22 protein-coding genes and 1 riboswitch are annotated in these 19,733 nt (G+C 35.3%); of the genes, 10 read left to right on the top strand and 12 right to left on the bottom strand.

The window, feature by feature from the left end; translation table 11 throughout:
* The first annotated feature begins 17 nt into the window (after positions 1 to 17).
* From gltD to hisF, 3 genes are all read left to right on the top strand, one after another.
* Complete coding sequence (gene gltD / locus AM499_RS08095) at positions 18 to 1,499, top strand: glutamate synthase small subunit (protein ID WP_053589725.1); 1,482 nt, start codon at positions 18 to 20, stop codon at positions 1,497 to 1,499.
* A 96-nt stretch (positions 1,500 to 1,595) separates the two neighbouring features.
* Positions 1,596 to 2,195, top strand: coding sequence for an imidazole glycerol phosphate synthase subunit HisH (gene hisH, locus AM499_RS08090; RefSeq protein ID WP_053589724.1), 600 nt, complete (start codon positions 1,596 to 1,598; stop codon positions 2,193 to 2,195).
* Between the two features lie 13 nt (positions 2,196 to 2,208).
* Positions 2,209 to 2,982, top strand: a complete 774-nt coding sequence (hisF, locus tag AM499_RS08085; RefSeq protein WP_053589723.1) for an imidazole glycerol phosphate synthase subunit HisF — start codon at positions 2,209 to 2,211, stop codon at positions 2,980 to 2,982.
* Positions 2,983 to 3,036: 54 nt separating this feature from the next.
* On the opposite strand, the gene cdaS is transcribed toward hisF, so the two are convergent.
* On the bottom strand, positions 3,037 to 3,666 hold the full coding sequence (gene cdaS, locus AM499_RS08080) for a sporulation-specific diadenylate cyclase CdaS (RefSeq protein WP_053589722.1): 630 nt from the start codon (positions 3,664 to 3,666) through the stop codon (positions 3,037 to 3,039).
* Positions 3,667 to 3,938: 272 nt separating this feature from the next.
* Here cdaS and AM499_RS08075 point away from each other — a divergent pair, with 272 nt between their 5' ends.
* Entirely contained in the window at positions 3,939 to 4,754 is an 816-nt protein-coding gene (locus tag AM499_RS08075) for a hypothetical protein (protein ID WP_053589721.1), read from the top strand.
* A 780-nt stretch (positions 4,755 to 5,534) separates the two neighbouring features.
* Here the strand turns inward: AM499_RS08075 and AM499_RS08070 are convergent.
* The 4 genes from AM499_RS08070 to AM499_RS08055 form a co-directional block, all read right to left on the bottom strand.
* Positions 5,535 to 6,194, bottom strand: coding sequence for an HAD family hydrolase (locus AM499_RS08070; protein ID WP_053589720.1), 660 nt, complete (start codon positions 6,192 to 6,194; stop codon positions 5,535 to 5,537).
* Positions 6,195 to 6,305: 111 nt separating this feature from the next.
* A complete protein-coding gene (locus tag AM499_RS08065; protein WP_053589719.1) occupies positions 6,306 to 6,950 on the bottom strand; it encodes a spore coat protein in 645 nt (214 codons plus the stop codon).
* A 199-nt stretch (positions 6,951 to 7,149) separates the two neighbouring features.
* A complete protein-coding gene (locus AM499_RS08060) occupies positions 7,150 to 7,740 on the bottom strand; it encodes a hypothetical protein (RefSeq protein ID WP_053589718.1) in 591 nt (196 codons plus the stop codon).
* Positions 7,737 to 8,303 (bottom strand): SLOG family protein, encoded by a 567-nt coding sequence (locus AM499_RS08055; RefSeq protein ID WP_053589717.1) that lies wholly within the window; start codon positions 8,301 to 8,303, stop codon positions 7,737 to 7,739. Before AM499_RS08055 ends, AM499_RS08060 begins: the two co-directional genes overlap by 4 nt.
* 101 nt (positions 8,304 to 8,404) lie before the next feature.
* Here AM499_RS08055 and AM499_RS08050 point away from each other — a divergent pair, with 101 nt between their 5' ends.
* Positions 8,405 to 8,641 carry a DUF2642 domain-containing protein gene (locus AM499_RS08050; RefSeq protein WP_053589716.1) on the top strand — a complete coding sequence of 79 codons (237 nt, stop codon included), beginning with the start codon at positions 8,405 to 8,407 and terminating at the stop codon, positions 8,639 to 8,641.
* Between the two features lie 16 nt (positions 8,642 to 8,657).
* Positions 8,658 to 9,551: a manganese catalase family protein gene (locus AM499_RS08045; protein WP_053589715.1), complete on the top strand. Its 894-nt coding sequence runs from the start codon at positions 8,658 to 8,660 to the stop codon at positions 9,549 to 9,551.
* A gap of 28 nt (positions 9,552 to 9,579) precedes the next feature.
* Here AM499_RS08045 and AM499_RS08040 read toward each other — a convergent pair whose 3' ends face one another.
* Genes AM499_RS08040 through AM499_RS08015 form a run of 6 tightly spaced genes read right to left on the bottom strand, consistent with a single transcriptional unit; the run spans position 9,580 to position 15,321 of the window.
* Positions 9,580 to 10,773, bottom strand: coding sequence for a CaiB/BaiF CoA transferase family protein (locus AM499_RS08040; RefSeq protein WP_053592135.1), 1,194 nt, complete (start codon positions 10,771 to 10,773; stop codon positions 9,580 to 9,582).
* Between the two features lie 28 nt (positions 10,774 to 10,801).
* Positions 10,802 to 11,944 carry an alpha-hydroxy-acid oxidizing protein gene (locus AM499_RS08035; protein ID WP_053589714.1) on the bottom strand — a complete coding sequence of 381 codons (1,143 nt, stop codon included), beginning with the start codon at positions 11,942 to 11,944 and terminating at the stop codon, positions 10,802 to 10,804.
* A gap of 11 nt (positions 11,945 to 11,955) precedes the next feature.
* Complete coding sequence (locus tag AM499_RS08030; protein WP_053589713.1) at positions 11,956 to 12,732, bottom strand: enoyl-CoA hydratase/isomerase family protein; 777 nt, start codon at positions 12,730 to 12,732, stop codon at positions 11,956 to 11,958.
* 14 nt (positions 12,733 to 12,746) lie between these two features.
* On the bottom strand, positions 12,747 to 13,418 hold the full coding sequence (locus AM499_RS08025) for a methionine ABC transporter permease (RefSeq protein ID WP_053589712.1): 672 nt from the start codon (positions 13,416 to 13,418) through the stop codon (positions 12,747 to 12,749).
* Positions 13,415 to 14,434, bottom strand: coding sequence for a methionine ABC transporter ATP-binding protein (locus AM499_RS08020; protein WP_053589711.1), 1,020 nt, complete (start codon positions 14,432 to 14,434; stop codon positions 13,415 to 13,417). Before AM499_RS08020 ends, AM499_RS08025 begins: the two co-directional genes overlap by 4 nt.
* Before the next feature lie 59 nt (positions 14,435 to 14,493).
* Complete coding sequence (locus tag AM499_RS08015) at positions 14,494 to 15,321, bottom strand: MetQ/NlpA family ABC transporter substrate-binding protein (protein WP_053589710.1); 828 nt, start codon at positions 15,319 to 15,321, stop codon at positions 14,494 to 14,496.
* Positions 15,322 to 15,414: 93 nt separating this feature from the next.
* Positions 15,415 to 15,525, bottom strand: a riboswitch (SAM riboswitch).
* A gap of 150 nt (positions 15,526 to 15,675) precedes the next feature.
* Between AM499_RS08015 and AM499_RS08010 the strand changes: the two genes are divergently transcribed.
* Entirely contained in the window at positions 15,676 to 16,176 is a 501-nt protein-coding gene (locus AM499_RS08010) for a PPC domain-containing DNA-binding protein (protein WP_053589709.1), read from the top strand.
* A 355-nt stretch (positions 16,177 to 16,531) separates the two neighbouring features.
* Here the strand turns inward: AM499_RS08010 and AM499_RS08005 are convergent, their stop codons facing one another.
* Positions 16,532 to 17,695, bottom strand: a complete 1,164-nt coding sequence (locus tag AM499_RS08005; protein WP_053589708.1) for a pyridoxal phosphate-dependent aminotransferase — start codon at positions 17,693 to 17,695, stop codon at positions 16,532 to 16,534.
* Positions 17,696 to 17,780: 85 nt separating this feature from the next.
* Between AM499_RS08005 and AM499_RS08000 the strand changes: the two genes are divergently transcribed.
* The 3 genes from AM499_RS08000 (at position 17,781) to AM499_RS07990 (ending at position 19,733) form a co-directional block, all read left to right on the top strand.
* Positions 17,781 to 18,566 (top strand): carbon-nitrogen family hydrolase, encoded by a 786-nt coding sequence (locus AM499_RS08000; RefSeq protein ID WP_053589707.1) that lies wholly within the window; start codon positions 17,781 to 17,783, stop codon positions 18,564 to 18,566.
* A gap of 20 nt (positions 18,567 to 18,586) precedes the next feature.
* Positions 18,587 to 19,069, top strand: coding sequence for a PaaI family thioesterase (locus AM499_RS07995; protein ID WP_053589706.1), 483 nt, complete (start codon positions 18,587 to 18,589; stop codon positions 19,067 to 19,069).
* Positions 19,070 to 19,157: 88 nt separating this feature from the next.
* A complete protein-coding gene (locus tag AM499_RS07990) occupies positions 19,158 to 19,733 on the top strand; it encodes a YitT family protein (RefSeq protein ID WP_331457310.1) in 576 nt (191 codons plus the stop codon).

Genomic DNA, 19,733 nt, shown 5'->3' with positions numbered 1-19,733 from the left:
GGAGAGGGGAGTAACTTATGGGTAAACCTACAGGATTTATGGAGTACGAACGTGAAAAAGGTAAAGAGGTGGCCCCTCTCAAACGGGTAAAAAATTGGAGCGAATACTCAACAAAATTAACGGATGAATCCCTTCAAAGACAGGGAGCTAGATGCATGGATTGTGGAACCCCTTTCTGTCACATGGGAATTGAAATAAGAGGAGCGACAGCAGGCTGTCCGATATATAATTTAATTCCAGAGTGGAATGATTTAGTTTATAAGGGAAAATGGAAAGAAGCTCTAGTGAGATTACAAATGACAAATAATTTTCCAGAGTTCACAGGTAGGGTATGTCCAGCCCCATGCGAGGGATCATGTACACTTGCTATTTCAGATCCAGCAGTGTCGATTAAAAGTATCGAGCGTACGATTATAGACAAGGCATTCGAAAACGGATGGATTACACCGAGAATTCCGACTAAGCGTACTGGAAAAAAGATTGCCGTAATTGGTTCAGGTCCAGCAGGGCTTGCAAGTGCCGATGAGTTAAATCAAGCAGGTCATTCTGTTACTGTTTTTGAGAGGTCAGACAGAGCAGGCGGATTATTAATGTATGGTATTCCGAATATGAAACTGGAAAAAGTGATAGTGCAACGCCGAATTCATTTGCTACAACAAGAGGGAATCGATTTTGTTTTGAATACGGAAGTTGGGAAGGATATTTCTGCGGAACAATTAAAAGCAAACTTCGACGCAGTTATTTTATGTATTGGAGCTCATAAGCATAGAGAGCTTCATATGGAAGGTAGCACTTCTCAAGGTGTTTATTATGCGATGGATTATTTAACAACTACAACAAAAAGCTTACTAGATTCCAATTTTACAGATGGTCAGTTTATTAATACAAAAGGTAAAGACGTTATTGTTATAGGTGGTGGAGATACTGGAGCAGATTGTGTGGCTACTGCGATACGACAAAAATGCCGAAGTATCGTTCAGTTTGGTAAGCATCCTCAGTTGCCTGTATCAAGAGCTGAAGATAATCAATGGCCAACTGATCCGAATATATATAAATTAGAATATGCATATGAAGAAGCAGCTGCAAAGTATGGGAAAGATCCACGTGAATATTTAATACAGACTACAAAAATGGTAGCTGATAGAAACGGAAATTTAAAAGAACTTCACACTATAGAAATGGAAAAAGTATTAGGAGAAGATGGATTTTTCTATTTTAAAGAGCTACCTGGAACAGAAAAAGTCTGGCCAGCACAATACGTATTTGTTGCTATTGGATTTGAAGGACCTGAAACTTCATTAGCGGAACAATTTGGAGTAAATATTGTAAATAAAAAAATTGCTGCTTCTACGAAGGATTACTCCACTAATATTGAGGGAGTTTTCACTGCAGGTGATTCTAGAAAAGGGCAAAGTTTAATCGTCTGGGCAATTAAAGAAGGGCGAGAAGTAGCGAAAAAAGTAAATGAATATGTAAGTAAAAAACCAGTCATTTTATAAATGACTGGTTTTAGTCTGCTAGTGTACTAAAGTTTTTGTTTTAATTTTAATAGATAGATGGCATAATAATAGCATACTAAAAGTGGAGGCATGAGAATGATTGGCATTATAGATTACGGAGCAGGAAATTTACATAGTGTGATGAAAGCAATTGCTCGTTTAGAATATGATACAAAGCTAATTACGAAACCATCCGATCATGATGAATCGATTACAAAGTTGATATTACCTGGAGTGGGTAATGCAAAAGTTGCTATGGAAATATTAAATGAATCGGGTTTAAGTGATTATTTAAAGAGTGAAGTCGCAAAAGGAACTCCATTGTTAGGAATTTGTCTTGGTATGCAACTACTTTTAGAATCAAGTGAGGAAGGGAACGTTCCTTGTTTAGGTCTCTTAAAAGGGACAGTACCGGAATTTAAAGTGGATGCCGAAAAGATTCCACATATGGGTTGGAATCAAGTGAAAGATGTTCAGCAACATTTCTTATTCAACAACATCCCAGATAATACTGATTTTTATTTTGTACATTCGTTCTTTGCAAATCCATTAGAAGAAAAGGATGTACTAGGAACAACTAATTATGGGATAGATTTTGCAAGTGTAATAGGAAATGAGCAAGTAATGGGTGTTCAGTTCCACCCTGAAAAAAGTGGGAAATTCGGGATCCAATTATTAGATAATTACTGTAAGTGAGGAGTTCATATATATGCTAAGAAAAAGAATAGTTCCTGCAATCGATGTATTAAATGACAAAGCAGTTAAGTATGTACAATTTAGAAATCCTACTATTATCGGTGATCCTGCAGAACTTGGGAAGAAGTATACGGAAGATGGTGCAGATGAATTAATTTATTTGGACACGACGGCTTCACTAAAAAACCAAGACTTAAAAATTGAATGGATTCGTAAAGTAGCGGAACAAGTATACATTCCATTTTCGGTAATCGGCGGTGTCCGAACAGTTGATGACTTCAAAAACTTGCTTCGAGCAGGAGCAGATAAAGTTGGAGTGAACTCAGCAGCAGTACAAAGACCTGAGCTTTTAAAGGAAGCAGCTGAAATATATGGAAAACAATGTGTAGTATTAGGGCTAGATGCGATGCCAATATATAATGACCAAGAAGAAATAATCCGTTGGGAAGTTTATACACACTCTGGTCATGAAAAAACAGGGATGGATGTTGTCGAATGGGCTCAGCAAGCGACAGAACTGGGTGCTGGAGAGATTATTTGTACAAGCATCCACAAAGATGGGATGAAAAATGGCTATGATGTAGAGCTAATTAAATTACTCTCAGAAAAGACAAATGTACCAATAATTGCGTCTGGCGGTGCTGGAAAGTTGGAACATATTGAAGAGGTATTTTCAGATGGCCAAGCAGATGCTGCACTTGTTGCTTCAATGATTCATTATGGTGATTATACAATTTCTGAAATTAAGGCCTATTTACAAAACAAAAATATTAATGTTCGTTTATAAATACAAAAGGAATCGCCATAGAAATTAGCGATTCCTTTAATTTTATCCAATAGACTAATTAACTATTAACGAGCTATTTGTCACGACAGGATGTAGCTCCCCGTCAATTGCAAAAGATACTCTTCCTGTCTCTTCCGAAACAACTATTACGAGTGCATCACTTTTTTCAGATAAACCAATTGCCGCACGATGACGTGTACCTAGTTTCTTGTCTCCTACAAATATACTCGACAAAGGAAGAACATTTGCTGCAGAATGTATTTGATTGCTTCTTACTAAGACCGCCCCATCATGAAGTGGATTACCAGGGTAAAAAATAGATTCTAATAAGGAGTGTGTTAGTTTTGCGCCGATGGGAGTACCTGGTCTTAAAAATGGATTAAGTATATCATTACGCTCAATTACAATTAAAGCACCATGTCTTTGGTGTGATAAATGTTGAATAGCACTAGAAATATCTAAATACATATCAGTGAATGGAGATAAATAACAATTTAAATAAAAAGAAGCGGCAACTGCTTCTGCCTTTTCAAATTGTCCTTTAATAGTAGCGAGCCCTCCTAAAAGGCAAAAGTTGTCATTATCTAATGTAGTTAAACCTTTATTGATTTCAACCGAGATAGTTTCCAACTCTATTTTTAATTGTTCTTTTAGAGGTGAAAAGTCACAATTGGATTGTTTCATTTATTAAACCTCATTTCAACAAATGATGATTGTTTTGATAATTAGATTGTATGGTAAATAGTTTACCCTAAAAGAATAAGTTCATTCTTTATTATCCCGACAACATTCTATCCATATGCTTGCGAGTCACATTGTCTAAATAATTTCTCAATAAAGGGGAAGAAGTACTAAGTTATGATAGATTGGGTAAACTCTAAGAGTACAGTCGATTTGAATACAATAATTTATAATGAATTTTATAAAGACTAGTCTTTTATTGGGGAGTATAATACATGGAACAAGAAATGGTGCAACTAAAAGATGATTTGACTTTAGTTCAATATCTGGAAGAATTATTTGAAAAGGGAAACGGAGAAATCCAAGTAATACATGAAGCTATGTACAAGTTTATTGCTATTAATAATAATGAAATTATAGATGACCATTTAAAAGCCGTTAGACAAGAATTAGCTAAAATCTATATTTTAGTTGGAAGAATGCAAGAAGGTAAAATTAATCAAACAGATTTTCGATATACATCATTAGATATTGAATTGTTTTTTGTTAAATATCGAACAGTGATTGACCACATTATCGAATCCATTAAATTGTATTTCGAGATCCCACCTAAGCCAAGAAAAAATTTATGGGAGATATTTGAGATTCTCAATAAAAAAATAGAAGAGCACCAATTAGAAGATTATCCTTTACTCAAAAGTAGTTTGTGGTTTAAAGATATAGCAAACTATAGAAATGGTTTAGTTCATGGAGGGAGTAATTGCATGGTATTTAAGCATGATACCGAAATAATCTTTCAAATTTTTGATTTAAATTTTGATAATATCATTAATGACCTGGAATATTTAAAATATGAAAAGAACGTTTACTACTTTAGATACTTCTTAGTAGTGTATATGGCATATCTACACTATTTTTTAAATGACATTTTCAACCTATTGATTACTTTAAACGGTAAAAATAATAAGTCTCAACCCCAATTTATAGAAAATGAGATGCCATTTGGTACTATTGATAATAGTGACATTATAAAGTCATGGTGTAAAGATTGTATTAATGCCATTGAACAGGAATTAGCTAAATTTAACTAATCTCCGATTTAATGTATGCTTCATTATTTTTTGGAGATGAAAGTAGAAAAAAGTAAATTGCATTTTTAATAGGCGACCTTCTCGAGCCGCTTGGGCAAACAGAATGTTGGTCAGGCAATCTTTTCCGCTTGCCGAGACGCCCTTAGCCTTCCTTACGCTAAGTGCACTGAAAAAGTCCTCAAGGAGATTTAATGAGTATGTGAACTATCACATACTCGATTTATATTTTGGACCCGTTAATTTACGTTCCAGGCGGACGCTTTCCGCCGGCATGGCTTCAGCCGCTTCCCTCACTAACGCTCAGTCCAGGGTCTTCAGCTCATGCTATTTCGGCTGGAGTCGCCGCCTTCCTCTTCAATTAACTATTATCCGCTTTTCAATTAGGGAATCATCATGATTATAATAGAGCGAGTTTCCATCACTTAAATTTTTTCAATTCATATTTATAGAAAATCGTTGAAAAAGGCGACACTCCTGCGGAAAGGGAGCCGTTTCAACGATTTTCTTATTATATTGGATGACATTATTTAGTAAAGATAAATTCTATAGACTTTTTCATTTCCCTCGCTTGTCTCCTGCAGAGTCAAGTCTGTCTAGCTTTTCCCGCAGGAGTAGAACGGACATATCTCCAAACCAATAAAATGCATCTTATTATCTTCTAAATACTCAGGTAGAATAATCTTGAGGTAATCGAAAAAGATGAGAAAAAATCAAGTAATGAATAATCCAACTACTTTTTGTCTTCTTTCTGAGATAAACATCGTTCTTTTTATTACCTTATTAAATTATTTCCCAGCCTCGTTCTTTTGCTATATTTCTGAGCTTTTCTTCTGGTTTTACCGCAACCGGGTTTCCTACTAGCTCTAATACAGGTAAGTCTGAGTAACTGTCCCCGTATGCGAAACTATTTTCCCAATCTATTTGTTTATCCTTTAAAATTTTCAAGATATTTTCTGTTTTGCGAGGCCCATTTACGTGTGTAATTGGGGAATGGATATCTATTTTGTCCTCTTTGTAATGTATGTCTGTACCTATAATTTGGTTAAAGGTCATTCCAGCAGTAACGCGTTGTAAAAACTGTGTATATGCTCCCGAAACAAGTAAAATATGTATATCTTCAGATTGATGCTTTTCTAATCTTTCTACCACATCTTGATTAAAATCTTTTTGCATTTTATCTTTTAATTCTTCAAAATAAGCATCCATTTCAGCAGTAGATATTCCGCTGAAAGCTTCTAAATACAATTGCATGGAACGTGCTTTCATTTTTGATGTTGGATAAAGTTTAAGTTTATTCGCAATATAAGGAGGGACGATAGATCTATAAAAGCGTTTATAATTTGTTTTATAAATGGGGTGTTCTTTTAAATGATTCATTAACAATTTAAATGTTTCTTCGGTATATAATGTTCCGTCAAAGTCAAAAATTGCGACACGCATATAATTCACCCTTTTATTTGTAATAATATACTTTAGGTAAATTATACGTTATTTCGGAATAGAAACAATGTATTTAAAAACTCGTCCCCATAAAAGGGACGAGATATGGAATTAACTCATCATTTTTCCTTGTACAGGAGCATATGCGTTTAACATTGCTTGCATGCTTTGTTGGTCAAGTTGTGGTACTTGGTAGTAGTGATGCTTGTTTTGATAGATCGAAAGCTCATAAGCCATTTCGATGCAGTTTGGAATTGAATCTGCAAGAACTCGACGCACTACTGGGTTTGTAGTTTCTAAAGCCGCACCTGTTTTGATAGTTGCAGCTGCTTTTGCCGCTCCAAGTAAATAACCAGAAATCGCTTCGTCATTAATTTCATTTGCATTTTGCATAGGCTTTTTCGGTTGAGAAGGCTTCGTTCCATATACAAAGTCGTTGCCTTGTTGCATTTTATAGCTTGTTGTTGGATGTGAAGGGTCTTGTCCAGTTTTAAAGCATTCAACCGTAATATTATATTCATCAAGTGCAAATGCATATTGACGATCCAAGATGTTCAACAATTCTTGGTCTTTTACATGTGGACGTAAAATTGTTTTCAAGTTTAAACCAGATACAACAGTTGATAAAACTTCATGAACATCAAATACTTCATGACCACCATGATTCATTTGTTGAGAAATATTTCCGGTTTGCATATTTTGATGAGTTTGACCTTGACCTTGAGCTTGACCTTGACCAAATGGGTTTTGAGTCATTCAATAATTCCTCCTTGTAGAAAATGTGATGAAACCATCCTCATTAGTTTGACCACATTATTCGTTCATATGCATAAAACAGGGGAAATTAAAACATTCAAGAAAATCTATGTTACAAATCCATTACAAGTGCCAGGCACCAGAAACAAACGGAAAAAATAAAACAATCATGAATAGTTGAATTCATGATTGTAAAGTATTATTTATTATTTTCTACTGCTTCTACTAATGAGAAGATATAGGAATACAAAAATTGATAAGTTTGTTCAATCGTAGTGTCTTCGTTAAATCCTGCCATATAATTTAGTGGTAAGTTTACTTCCCATAATCCATCTTCACCAGAAAACATTAAGCTATAGTTCATCTTTTCGGAATCAAAATGTTGATTTAAGTAATCTCGTATAGACCCACCAAATTTCTTTTGTAATGCTAATCCAAACATTGCTGTGTATACTTCAAATACTTCGTCGAATTCTAATGCAATAGCATCTACATTAATAATATCAAAGCTTTTAGATTCTACATATACATATTCAGTTTGGTTTTCTTTGACATGGGAAAGTGGAGATTGAAAAAATTCCTTAGTACCTTTAGAAACCGTTTCATCTGTTTCTTTAACGAATCGTTCAATTATAGCATCAGAAAACTGCTCATTTTTTTCAGTTATTACTACTTTTTGTTCGGCAGAAAGTAATTGATGTCTTTCAGCATAATCTTTTTCTTCTATCAATAAATTAATTTCCGCGCCATTTGCTTCGTTGATTTTTTTGGACAATTTTTCAGTTATCATAAATAATTATTCCTTTCTTCCTCTGCGATTTCTTCTGCTATCACTTGAAGGTCATATGCATCAATTATGAATAAAGAGTAGTTTTCTTTTTCAGCAAATTGTTGTGCAAGTTTTTTAAAATATTTGGGAGACCCTTCGTTTTCTTCGTCGTAGACAATTAGAATTCCATCCGAATTTCTAAGTAGGAATTTATTTTTTTCGATGAATTGCCATGGTGCCTCGTAAGGACTTTTAGTAATACTCGTTTGATAATCCGCTTGAAAAAGCAAATTTCTATACTTTTCTTGTTTTTGCTCATTCCAATTTTTTTCTTGTTCCAGAAAAGGGGTTATTATAGCTAATTTTAAATGCGGAAAATCGACTTTCATCTCTAGTAATACTTCGGCAGCCCAAGTTTCAACCCCTTGTTGACCACTTAATATTACCCATTCAAGACCCTCATCCATTAGTAAAAGCAATTGATTGTATATTGCTCTTTTTATAATAGGTATTCCTGCATGTGAGTCATTAAAAATACCCAATTCATGTGCTTTATAACCAGTTATAACTAAACGTTTTGTCATTCTTTTCGACCTACTTTATTTTACATCTATATTTTATCATACCACTTAATTGTCACCATATAAATATTCAACTCATACACTAGTGTGATTGTATAGAAAGGATGGTTAAAGTTAATCCAAATTCACAGCCGAATGTTGTCTTTGTAAGTAATGTTGAATCTTATCTTTACCAACAACTTATGAGATTGAATGGAAAACATATTGCAGTTCAAACTACTAGAAGTACACTTCAAGGTATATTAACAATGTTAACTCCGGATCACATTGTATTAGATGTTAGCGGCACTCCTTTTTTTATACGAAACCAGCAAATTGTTTGGGTTACACAAGCGCTATGAGGGAAGGAGAGACTATATGTTTCAACGTGTAAACAAGCTATTAATAGAACTTCCCAACGTAGAATATGGTGATGCAAATGCTGCTTCGGCTGTTCAAGAGCTGTTAGGTGGAAAATTTGGTGAAATGTCCACATTAAATAATTATATGTACCAATCCTTTAACTTCAGAGGGAAATCAAAATTAAAGCCTTTTTATGATTTGGTTGCCAGTATCACAGCAGAGGAATTTGGTCATGTAGAGCTTGTCTCCAATACAATTAATCTTTTGCATAAAGGAACTTCTTTTGCCGGAGACCCAGATATAACTCCGCTTCAAAATGCTACAGATATACGGAACACCTATGCCTTCATTGCAAATGCACAGACTTCTTTAGCTGGAGATTCAATGGGTAATCCATGGAGAGGAGACTATGTGTTTTCAAGTGGAAACTTGGTACTAGACTTGCTTCATAACTTTTTCTTAGAATGTGGCGCTCGTACACATAAAATGCGTGTATATGAGATGACAGACCACCCTGCTGCTAGAGAATTAATTGGCTATTTACTTGTTCGTGGAGGTACTCATATTCTTGCGTATGCAAAAGCGATAGAAATGGCAACAGGAACAGATGTGACAACAATGCTTCCTATTCCAAGTTTAGATAATCGCGTTTTTGATCAAGCAAGAAAGTATGAGGAACGTGGTTACGGAAACGTATTATTCACATGGAATAATGTAGGCGACTATAAAGATATAAAATATATTTGGAAAGGGACTAATCCAGCAAGTGGGGATCAGCTCTTTGTAAAAGAAGGTAGTCCAAAAGGATATGATATTCCTGATTTAGAGTCAAAACCTGAAGAATTTGCACCTGGCATAGGACCTGATGAATATGCAGCAATTGCTAAAAGATTAATGGCTAATATGTAAAAAGAAAGGACCGATTGTGAACTCGGTCCTATTTATTAATTACTTGTTTACTTAAAAGGTCACTAATTTCTTCTACTGAAAATCCTAGCTCATTCAACACTTCACTATTATGCTGTCCCAATAGTGGAGCAGGGCTCTTGAATTGTCCAGGTGTTTCTGAGAATTTTGCAGGGAATCCAAGTGTCTTCATCGGACCAGCTACAGGGTGTTCATAATCTAAAATCATTTCTCTAGAAAGTATGTGTTCATCCGAAAGAGTTTGGTCATATGAATAAATTGGTCCTGAAGGAATACCGTGCTCATCTAACAGATTCAGCCAATAGGATGAGTCGTGTTCTTTTAAAATATTTTCAATTTCAACTTCTAATTCATCGACATGAAGTGAACGTATACTATTTGTTAGAAATCGTTCATCCGATATCCACTCTGGTTTATTTACTACTAATAAGCAAAATTTTTCCCAAAGCTTTTGATTGGCTGCACCGATTAAAATAAATCCATCTTTCGTTTTGTAACCTTGATAGGGTGCAGAAACTCGGTGTGCAGTACCATTCCTTCTTGGCACCTCGCCTTTTCCAAAGTATGCAGCAGCTTCCCAAACAGTCCAGGCAAGTCCGGAATCTACTAACGAAACGTCAATATACTGACCATTTCCTGATTTCAATCGATGAATATATGCAGCTAATATAGATTGAATTGCTGTTTGAGCTGCAGCGATATCATGGATTGCAATACCTACCTTTACAGGCTTTCCAGTGCGTTCTCCTGTCATATCGATTAAACCGGAGAGACCTTGAGCCATAATATCAAAGCCACCTTTATTCTTGTAAGGTCCAGTTTGGCCATAACCAGATATAGAACAATAAATAATAGCAGGATTAATTGACTTTAACGAATTATAATCAATACCAAGTTTCTTCGTAACACCTGGACGATAATTCTCGATGAAGACATCTGCATCTTTTATAAGTTTATATAATATTTTCAAGCCTTCTTCTTTCTTCAAATTAAGACATATCCCACGTTTATTTCGGTTGACCATCATATACATATAACTTTCTTCGTTGATATATGGACCCATTGTTCGGGTATCATCGCCCTTAGGAAACTTTTCCACTTTAATAACATCAGCACCCATATCTCCTAGCACCATTGTGCAATAGGGACCAGCAAGAACTTGTGATAAATCAATTACTTTCATTCCTTTTAAAGCTTGTTCCATTTCCAACTTCCCACCTTTAAATCTGCCATTAGCTTCTAACAATTTTTAATTTGCGAAGCTCCTCTAAATTACGTGCTCCACTCAAAGAAATAGACACATTTGTTTCTTGAAGGAAATTTTCAAGAACCCTTTCCACACCAGCTTGCCCACCACTAGCAAGCCCCCAGACAAAAGGACGTCCGATGCAAACTGCAGTTGCACCTAGTGCTAGAGCTTTTACAGCATCTGAACCTCGTCTTACGCCACTGTCGAATAGCACGGGGATTTGCCCTTTTACGACTTCTACTATTTCCGGAAGGGCATCGATACTTGCGATAACCCCATCTAACTGACGACCACCATGGTTTGAAACAATTATTCCATCTATCCCTTTTTCAATTGCTAGCTTTGCGTCTTCTGGATGGAGAATACCTTTTAGCAAAATCGGCAATGAAGTATACTCTCTTAATTCTTCGATATTGTTCCAATTTAAAGTAGGATGATAGATGTTCTTTATCATACTATCAATAATGGCATCCATCGAATGATCTGAAAGGGCAGCCATAAAAATAGGGTCAGAAGTATAATTTCCTTGACCAAAACCACGTTTAAGTGGGGAGAACTGATTTCGAACATCTTCTTCACGCCAACCAAGCATAACTGTATCTACCGTTAACACAATTGCTTCATACCCAGCAGCTTCTGCTCTCCTAACCATGCTAAATGAAATTTCTTTGTTTTGAGACCAATATAATTGGAACCATTTCGAACTGCCTTTAGTTGCATCTGCAATTTCTTCGATGGAATAACTAGAAACGGTACTTTGTATATATGGATAATTAAATTTTGCCGCTGCTTTAGCAACAGCAATTTCCCCATCCTCATGTGCGATTTTATTTACTCCTACAGGAGCTATGAAAAGGGGATGAGGATATGTATGTCCAAGGATAGTTACTTCTGTATTTAAAGTAGAAACATCAGTAAGAAATCTTGGTACAATAGAATATTTTTCAAATGAATTGCTATTTTTACGATATGTTTCTTCACCGCCAGCAGATGACCGGATGTAACCAAATGGACCTGCACCTAATTTTTCCTGTGCAGCTTGTTCTAATTCCCTAAAATTAATAGGGTATTTTTCATTAGAACCAATATTATCTAATAACAAATCATTATTTTTTATAGTTGACATGAGCTCACCTCTTAAGAAAAATTAGGTTTTCTTTTCTCTAAAAATGCTTGAATTCCTTCTTTATAATCATCTGAACTGAATGAATCTAAAATTAGTTGTTCAATTTCTTTCGTTTCTGCATTTTCACCGTCTATAATCGATTGGATTACTTGCTTGATGCCATTATTTGCTACAGATGATTTACGGGTAATTTTTTCGGCAAACTCAAGACATTTCTCTTCAATCTCTTCCATAGGAAATACATAATCGATTAAACCTAATTCTTTTCCTTCTTCAGCAGAGATTAACGAAGCAGTATAAAGTAATTCTTTTGCTTTTGAAGGACCGATTAAATTCACTAAACGCTTAGTACTTGTTAAGTTATAAATAATTCCGATATTTGAAGCGGTAATACCAAGTTTACTTCCTGAGGTAGCAAATCTAAAATCACAAGAATTAGCTAACTCTAATCCACCACCAATTGCTAATGTTTTAATAAGAGCAATTGTTGGTTTAGGAAAACGATATAATTTCTCGATAGACTCCAAAGTTGCATCATTATAATCTTTTGCTTTTTGTGCAGAAAAACGATTTTCAAGGAATTCCGATATGTCAGCTCCAGAAGAGAAGGCTGATTCGTCCACACCTTTTAAAATTAATATTTTTATATTAGAATCACTTTCGAGCTCATCCAAAATATTACCTAGCTGTTTAAACATAGCGAGTGAAAAAGAGTTTTTCTTCTCTGCTCGATTAATAATGAGAGTAGCGATTGATCCTTTACGTTCAATATACAAATAGTTAGTCATATGAAAACCTCCGATTAATCTTTCTTCAATCTAGCTGCTAATCTATTGCCGATGGATTGAATACTTTGTACGAGGATAATTAAAATAAAGACAGTAGCGTACATTACATCAACTTCGTAACGTAAATGTCCAAAACGGTAGGCTAAATCTCCAAGTCCACCAGCCCCGACCATTCCAGCCATGGCAGTTGCGCCAATTAAACTTACTGTTGAAATAGTTAATCCTAAAATGATAGAAGGACGTGCTTCTCTTAATAGTACATGCCAAATAATCGATCTTGTTTTAATTCCCATCGCTGTATAGGCCTCTATTACACCATTCTCTACTTCAAGTAAGGCGGATTCCATTAAACGTGCGATATAGGGAGCAGTATAGATAACTAATGGAACTATAACTCCTTTAACACCGATTGTCGTACCAACAATTATTTTCGTAAAAGGAAGTATAAAAAAGAGTAAAATGATAAATGGAACTGAACGTACTATGTTAATAAATAAATTACTAATTTGATACAAAACTTTATTTTGTAATGCCTGACCTGGTCTAGTTAATACGATTAAAATTCCTAAAGGAATTCCGATTAGGACAGAGAAAAACAGTGAAATACCAACCATTTGGAATGTTTCAATCACTGATTTTCCGATAATCGGTAACCATTGCTCTGTAAACTGTTCATATCTGTTCATGATTGTCCCTCCAAATCCTCAGTACCAACTCCGTGGTCTTCGAGAAATTTTAGTGCAGCATTTACTTGTTCCTTCACACCAATTAAATGAACGACAATGTTTCCAACGATCCCATTTTTTAATTCAATAATATTAGCAGTTAAAATATTTGGCTGAACATTGAATTTTTGGCTAACTTCTGCGAGTAGAGGCTTACCTGTACTTTCTCCAACAAAAGTTAAACGTGTAACAGCTCCTGTAACATTTAACTGAGTGATCAAAGTAGGAGAGAGATTTCGCTGACTAATTGTACTTAAAAACTTTTTAGTAGTTGGATGACTTGGTTTAGTGAATAGATTAATAGCAGTGTTCTGCTCAACCACTTCTCCATTTTCCATTACATATACATAATCACAAATCTTTTGAATCACATTCATTTCATGCGTGATCAGTAAAATTGTTATTCCTAGTTCTCTATTAATTTTTAATAATAGTTCTAAGATAGAATCGGTTGTTTCAGGATCAAGCGCACTAGTTGCTTCGTCACTTAATAACACTTCCGGTTCTTGCGCAAGAGCACGTGCAATTGCGACCCTTTGCTTTTGACCACCTGATAATTGATTTGGATAGTTATGGTGTTTATCTGTCAGCCCTACAATTTCTAAGTATTTGTTTACTCTCGTTTTTACTTCTGTTTGATCATACCCAAGAAGTTTTAGAGGGATGGCTATATTATCGTAAACAGTAGCTGTTTTTAATAAGTTGAATCCTTGGAAAATCATTCCGATTTTATTTCGGACTTCTCTTAGTTTAGGAAGGGGAAGGGAGGTAGCTTCCTTGCCGTTAATGATAACTTTACCTTGAGTAGGTTTTTCTAGCAGGTTTACGCAACGAATGAGAGTACTCTTTCCGGCCCCGCTGTATCCTATTACTCCATGAATTTCGCCTTTTTTTACATGAATATTGACATTTTTCACTGCTTTTACAATGCCATTCTTGCTGTTAAATTCTTTCGATATATTTTCTAATACAATCATTGTTTGTCTTCCTTTCTAAAGAAAACGTTACCAAGGTCGGTAACGTTTTCGAATATTATCTACTCTTCCCAGCTAGGTAATACAGAACCTTGAAATTCTTCTTCGATGAATTTTTTAACTTCTTCTGATTGATATGCTTTTACAAACTTTTGAATCGTTGGGTCGTCTTTATTCTCAGCGCGTACAACAATGTAGTTTACATAAGGTGAATTAGATGACTCTAGTAAAATAGAATCTTCTTTTGGATTAATACCCGCATCTAAAGCAAAGTTAGTGTTGATTGCTGCTGCATCAACTTCGCTTAACTGTTTAGGAATTTGTGCTGCTTCTAGCTCAATGAATTTTAAATTTTTTGGATTTTCTTCTAGATCATAGATGGAAGCAGTTTCTCTTTTATCCTCTTTTATTTTGATTAGTCCATGTTCTTCTAAAATGTATAGTGCACGAGCGCCGTTAGTTGGATCGTTAGGTAAACCAAAAGTTGCTCCGTCTGGAAGATCATCTATTGAGTCAAATTTGTCTGAGTAAACTCCCATAGGATTTAGAATTGTTTTCCCAACTGGTACTAAATCTGTTCCATGGTCTTCATTAAAAGTATTTAAGAAGGGCTCATGCTGATAACTGTTAGCATCTAAGTCTTCTTCAGATAGTGCAGTGTTTGGAAGTATGTAATCAGAGAAAACTTTTAATTCAATTTCCAGACCGTCTTTTGCAGCTACTTCTTTTGCAACTTCAACAATTTGTTCATGGGGACCTGCTGTAACTCCTACTACTAATTTTTTCTCATTTAACGCTTCCGTTTTTTCTCCTTCACTAGAGCTATCCCCACATGCTGCAAGTGCTCCAGATAAAAGTACTGTTGATAAAAGCAAACCCAATTTTTTCATTTCTTTTCCTCCTATAATTTATTAGTACTGTTGAATAAATATAAAAAGCCTCTCTTTCACAGAAAGAGAGGCATACAAAAATATGATTGTCCTCTCTTATCTGTCAAAACAAATGTTTTGCAGGATTTAGCACCTTTCTACATTAAAAATGTAGATGGTTGCCGAGCTTCAACGGGCCAGTCCCTCAGCTACTCTTGATAAGAGATAAAAGCTATTTAATTTTTCAGCTATTCCATAAAAGTTAATTTACTACATCAACTTATTAAAGTCAACAAATTTTTTCTAGTTGAAATTTTCAGTCGGGTTAGTTTAAAGTTATTATCAATAAATAAATATGCAGGGATGATGAATTTTATGTCTTTAATAAGAGCAAATTATGCCACTGGTCAGTTAGGTAAAACTGTTGGTGCAAGACTAATTTATGGAACAGATTTACTAGAAGGAATTGAGCAATTATGTAAAGTAAATTATATTGAATATGCAACAATCATAAGTTGTTTTGGAAGTTTTCAACGAAGTGGTTTTGTTTATCTTGTACCGAATAAAAGCTCTAAAATTGGTGTTGGATATAATGACCTTATAGTAAAAGAGGGACCAATAGAATTTTTACAAGGGACAGGTGTTGTATGTAAAAGGGAAGGGGAATACGAAACTCATTTTCACGGGTCCATGTGTGACCAACATGGCAACATTTTTGGAGGTCATTTTATCAAAGGAGAAACCCCTGTTATTACGGTTGATATAGTTTTAGCTGAAGTTACTGGAATGGAGTTTCATCGTAAGTTTGATGAGGAAACAGGAGCAAACCAATTTTACCCAGTGGATTCTAATAAAACTTCAACAAATAAACTGTAATAAAAAACCCGATTTACAAAAGTAATTCGGTCGGGTAGGTTGTAGAAAAAAGGAAGTTTGCTAACTCTAGTTCGTTATTATGATTTTAAGTCGTCTGTACTACTCAAAATTATTCTTTCTAACGTAAATAGAAGATAATATGGTAGCATTTATTGGTTTGGAAAAGCGTCCGCTCGACTCCTGCGGGAAAGCGAGACAGACGAGACCCCGCACGTAGCGAGAGCTGCGGAGGAGGCTCGGCGCTCGCCCGCGGAAAGCGAGCGGTAAGCTTCGGAAAACCTAATTTATCCTTTATAATAATAATTCGAGTTATTCTACAATCTGAGCAATTTACAAAAGTAAATCGATATTTTTATTAAAATAGATTTAGTTTTTCAATACGATTTATAGCTTCTACCAATCGAACTTCATCCACTAATAACCCAACACGGACATAGCCTTCGCCAAAGGATCCGAAACCATTTCCAGGAGCTACAGCGACATCGGCTTTTTCTAAAAGTAAGTCTGCAAATTCTTGACTTGTGTAACCTTTTGCAACTGGTAACCATGCAAAAAAGGAGCCTTTTGGTGCTTTGACATTCCATCCTATTTTTGAGCAAGCATCTACTAATGCATTTCTTCTACCTTCATACAAAGAAACAAGTTCATCGACACATTCCTGGCTCTCATTTAGTGCTGCAGCGGCAGCAGTTTGGATTGCAGGGAACAGACTAACAAATAAATGATCTTGAATAATATTGATCGCTTCAATTATTTTTGGGTTTCCAACTGCGAAGCCAACCCTCCAACCCGCCATATTATAAGTTTTGGAAAGGGTATACATCTCTATACCTACATCTTTTGCACCTTCAACCTGTAAAAAGCTGATAGGTTTTTGACCGTCAAAACCAATTCCTCCATAGGCAAAGTCGTGAACAATCGCTATATCTGATTCTTTTGCAAGTGCAACAGTCTCTTCAAAAAAATCCTTTGTTGCAGTTGCCCCAGTAGGATTATTTGGATAATTTAAGTACATTAACTTCGCATCTTCTTTTTGTATTTCTGTTAATTTACTGTAATCAGGAAGAAAGTTGTTTTCTTCTAGTAAAGGCATTGTTTCAAATCGAACACTTGCTAGCCCCACACCTGATAAGTAATCTGGATAACCTGGATCTGGTAAGAGCATTAGTTCATTTTCGTTCATCATCGCTAATGGTAATTCAACTAGACCAATCTTCGTTCCGAACATTATTGCTACTTCGGAATATGGATCTATTTCTACATTGTACTCACGTTTATAAAAGTCTGCAGCTGATTGTTTTAACTCATTTATTCCTCGAAAAGGGGAGTATTTGTGTGCTAAAGGATTTGTTGCTGCATCTTGCAATGCTCTAACTATATGTTCAGGAGTAGGTTGATCTGGATTGCCCTGACCTAAGTTTATGACATCTCTTCCTTCTGACACAGCTAATGCTACTTTTTGAACAAGTGTTGCAAAAAATTGAGTAGGTAAATTTTTTAGTCGATTTGAAAATTCCATGTGTGATACCTCTTTTTCTAAATAGTTGCATAGATTAGACAAATCTTATAATCTTTTTAGTATTATGTCTATAGGTGGTGGCGAAATGAAAGTTGCATGTGTTCAATTAGATATTGCGTTTGGAGCGCCAAAAGAAAATTTTTTGAAGGTTGAAGAAAAAGTAAGAGAAGCAGCCTCTTTAGGAGCTAAAATTGTTGTATTACCAGAGATGTGGAATACAGGGTATGATTTAAAGAGATTAAAAGAAATCGCGGACTTGGAAGGCGAAACTACGAAAAAATTATTTTCTCGATTGTCCAAAGAATTAAACATTCATATAGTTGGGGGATCTGTTTCTACCAAAAAAGGGGATCAGTTTTACAATACAATGTACGTTACAAATTCTCATGGAGAGATAATTTCCGAATATAACAAGGCACACCTATTTAAATTAATGGATGAACACCATTATTTGGAAGAAGGTAATGAAAAGAACCTATTTACATTAGATGGTGTCAAAATGGGTGGAATTATTTGTTATGATTTACGCTTCCCTGAATGGACACGAGCTCATGCATTAAGTGGTGCAAAGGTAATGTTTATTCCAGCTCAATGGCCAGATGCACGAATTGATCACTGGAAAATATTGTTGCAGGCAAGAGCTATTGAAAATCAAATTTTTATTGTTGCTGTAAACCGTGTAGGAAGTGATCCAAACAATTCATTTAATGGTAATTCGATGGTAATAGCCCCTTGGGGAGAAGTATTGTGGGTAGGCGAAAATGAAGAAAAGGTTAAACTAGTGGATATTGATATAAATGAAATTGAAGATGTTCGAAAAAGAATTCCTATATTTCAAGATAGAAGAGAAGTATTATATAAGTATCTTTAAAAACAAGGGGGATTTGAGAGATGGAAGAAAATATTCGCGCTATTCAGGATGACTATCCAGATGATTTTGCTTGGTGTTATGGGTGTGGTAGATTAAACGAAGACGGGTATCATTTACGAACGTACTGGAATGGGGACCAGACGGAAACTGTATATGAGCCAAGAGAAGAACATATTGCAATACCTGGATTTGTGTACGGAGGATTAATAGGTGCACTGGTAGATTGCCATGGGACAGGATCCGCATCTCTTGCTTTACATCGGAAGAATGGTCATGAGCCAGGAAGCGGTGAAACACCACCTCGTTTCGTAACAGGCTCATTGCATGTCGACTTCTTAAAACCTACTCCGAAAAATGTGTTGCTTAAAGCGATAGGTACAGTAGAAGAGATTCATCCGAAGAAATGGAAAGTGACAACTGAAGTATTTGCAGGTGACGTACTTTGTGCTAAAGGAGAAGTAATTGCAGTTGTAATGCCGTCAACTTTTGCCCAATCAAAATAACATAAGATTATCGAACACAGGATTATTTTTTTCCTGTGTTTTTTTCATTCCTCAAACATATATTTTTATATGCGGAAAGGTGATGATCATGTTTTTACAAAAGTCTCTTATTATTTTTTTAGGAAGTATTTTAATAGCAATAGGAATCAATTTTTTTATTGTTCCTTATCATCTATTGGACGGTGGAGCCATTGGTATAAGTTTAATCATTCATTATTTATTTAATGTAAAAGTTGGGATTGCTATTATTTGTGTCAGTTTGCCGATATTTTTAATAGCTTGGATGAACTATCGAACATTTTTTTATAATGGTATTCATGGATTATTATTTTCTTCAGTAATCATTGATTTCTTCTATCCTTTACATATTGCAGGGCAGAAATTAATTACGAATGAATTGGCTGGAGCGATAAGTGGTGGGATTTTTGTTGGCCTAGGAATTGGTTTAATGCTTCGATCAGACATAACAATTGGTGGAACAGATCTACTTGCTCAGATGATCTCTAAAATGTTACGCATTAATCCGGGATTAGGGATTCTATCGATTGATATATTAGTAGTAGTCATGGGGAGTCTCCTAGTCGATTCTGTATCATTATTGTATTCTTGCATCACTGTAGTTTCTGTTGGTATTACCACTACTCTTTTAGCCAAAAAATATTAA

It is taken from the genome of Bacillus sp. FJAT-22090, from assembly GCF_001278755.1.
In the GTDB taxonomy this organism is placed as follows: Bacteria; Bacillota; Bacilli; order Bacillales_A; family Planococcaceae; genus Psychrobacillus.
This window is presented reverse-complemented; position numbering and strand designations above follow the sequence as displayed.

Bases quoted from the DNA above. Each gene is read 5' to 3' on its own strand.
- gltD (WP_053589725.1), top strand. From the start codon at position 18: ATGGGTAAACCTACAGGATTTATGGAGTACGAACGTGAAAAAGGTAAA.
- hisH (WP_053589724.1), top strand. From the start codon at position 1,596: ATGATTGGCATTATAGATTACGGAGCAGGAAATTTACATAGTGTGATG.
- hisF (WP_053589723.1), top strand. From the start codon at position 2,209: ATGCTAAGAAAAAGAATAGTTCCTGCAATCGATGTATTAAATGACAAA.
- cdaS (WP_053589722.1), bottom strand. From the start codon at position 3,666: ATGAAACAATCCAATTGTGACTTTTCACCTCTAAAAGAACAATTAAAA.
- AM499_RS08075 (WP_053589721.1), top strand. From the start codon at position 3,939: ATGGAACAAGAAATGGTGCAACTAAAAGATGATTTGACTTTAGTTCAA.
- AM499_RS08070 (WP_053589720.1), bottom strand. From the start codon at position 6,194: ATGCGTGTCGCAATTTTTGACTTTGACGGAACATTATATACCGAAGAA.
- AM499_RS08065 (WP_053589719.1), bottom strand. From the start codon at position 6,950: ATGACTCAAAACCCATTTGGTCAAGGTCAAGCTCAAGGTCAAGGTCAA.
- AM499_RS08060 (WP_053589718.1), bottom strand. From the start codon at position 7,740: ATGATAACTGAAAAATTGTCCAAAAAAATCAACGAAGCAAATGGCGCG.
- AM499_RS08055 (WP_053589717.1), bottom strand. From the start codon at position 8,303: ATGACAAAACGTTTAGTTATAACTGGTTATAAAGCACATGAATTGGGT.
- AM499_RS08050 (WP_053589716.1), top strand. From the start codon at position 8,405: ATGGTTAAAGTTAATCCAAATTCACAGCCGAATGTTGTCTTTGTAAGT.
- AM499_RS08045 (WP_053589715.1), top strand. From the start codon at position 8,658: ATGTTTCAACGTGTAAACAAGCTATTAATAGAACTTCCCAACGTAGAA.
- AM499_RS08040 (WP_053592135.1), bottom strand. From the start codon at position 10,773: ATGGAACAAGCTTTAAAAGGAATGAAAGTAATTGATTTATCACAAGTT.
- AM499_RS08035 (WP_053589714.1), bottom strand. From the start codon at position 11,944: ATGTCAACTATAAAAAATAATGATTTGTTATTAGATAATATTGGTTCT.
- AM499_RS08030 (WP_053589713.1), bottom strand. From the start codon at position 12,732: ATGACTAACTATTTGTATATTGAACGTAAAGGATCAATCGCTACTCTC.
- AM499_RS08025 (WP_053589712.1), bottom strand. From the start codon at position 13,418: ATGAACAGATATGAACAGTTTACAGAGCAATGGTTACCGATTATCGGA.
- AM499_RS08020 (WP_053589711.1), bottom strand. From the start codon at position 14,434: ATGATTGTATTAGAAAATATATCGAAAGAATTTAACAGCAAGAATGGC.
- AM499_RS08015 (WP_053589710.1), bottom strand. From the start codon at position 15,321: ATGAAAAAATTGGGTTTGCTTTTATCAACAGTACTTTTATCTGGAGCA.
- AM499_RS08010 (WP_053589709.1), top strand. From the start codon at position 15,676: ATGTCTTTAATAAGAGCAAATTATGCCACTGGTCAGTTAGGTAAAACT.
- AM499_RS08005 (WP_053589708.1), bottom strand. From the start codon at position 17,695: ATGGAATTTTCAAATCGACTAAAAAATTTACCTACTCAATTTTTTGCA.
- AM499_RS08000 (WP_053589707.1), top strand. From the start codon at position 17,781: ATGAAAGTTGCATGTGTTCAATTAGATATTGCGTTTGGAGCGCCAAAA.
- AM499_RS07995 (WP_053589706.1), top strand. From the start codon at position 18,587: ATGGAAGAAAATATTCGCGCTATTCAGGATGACTATCCAGATGATTTT.
- AM499_RS07990 (WP_331457310.1), top strand. From the start codon at position 19,158: ATGTTTTTACAAAAGTCTCTTATTATTTTTTTAGGAAGTATTTTAATA.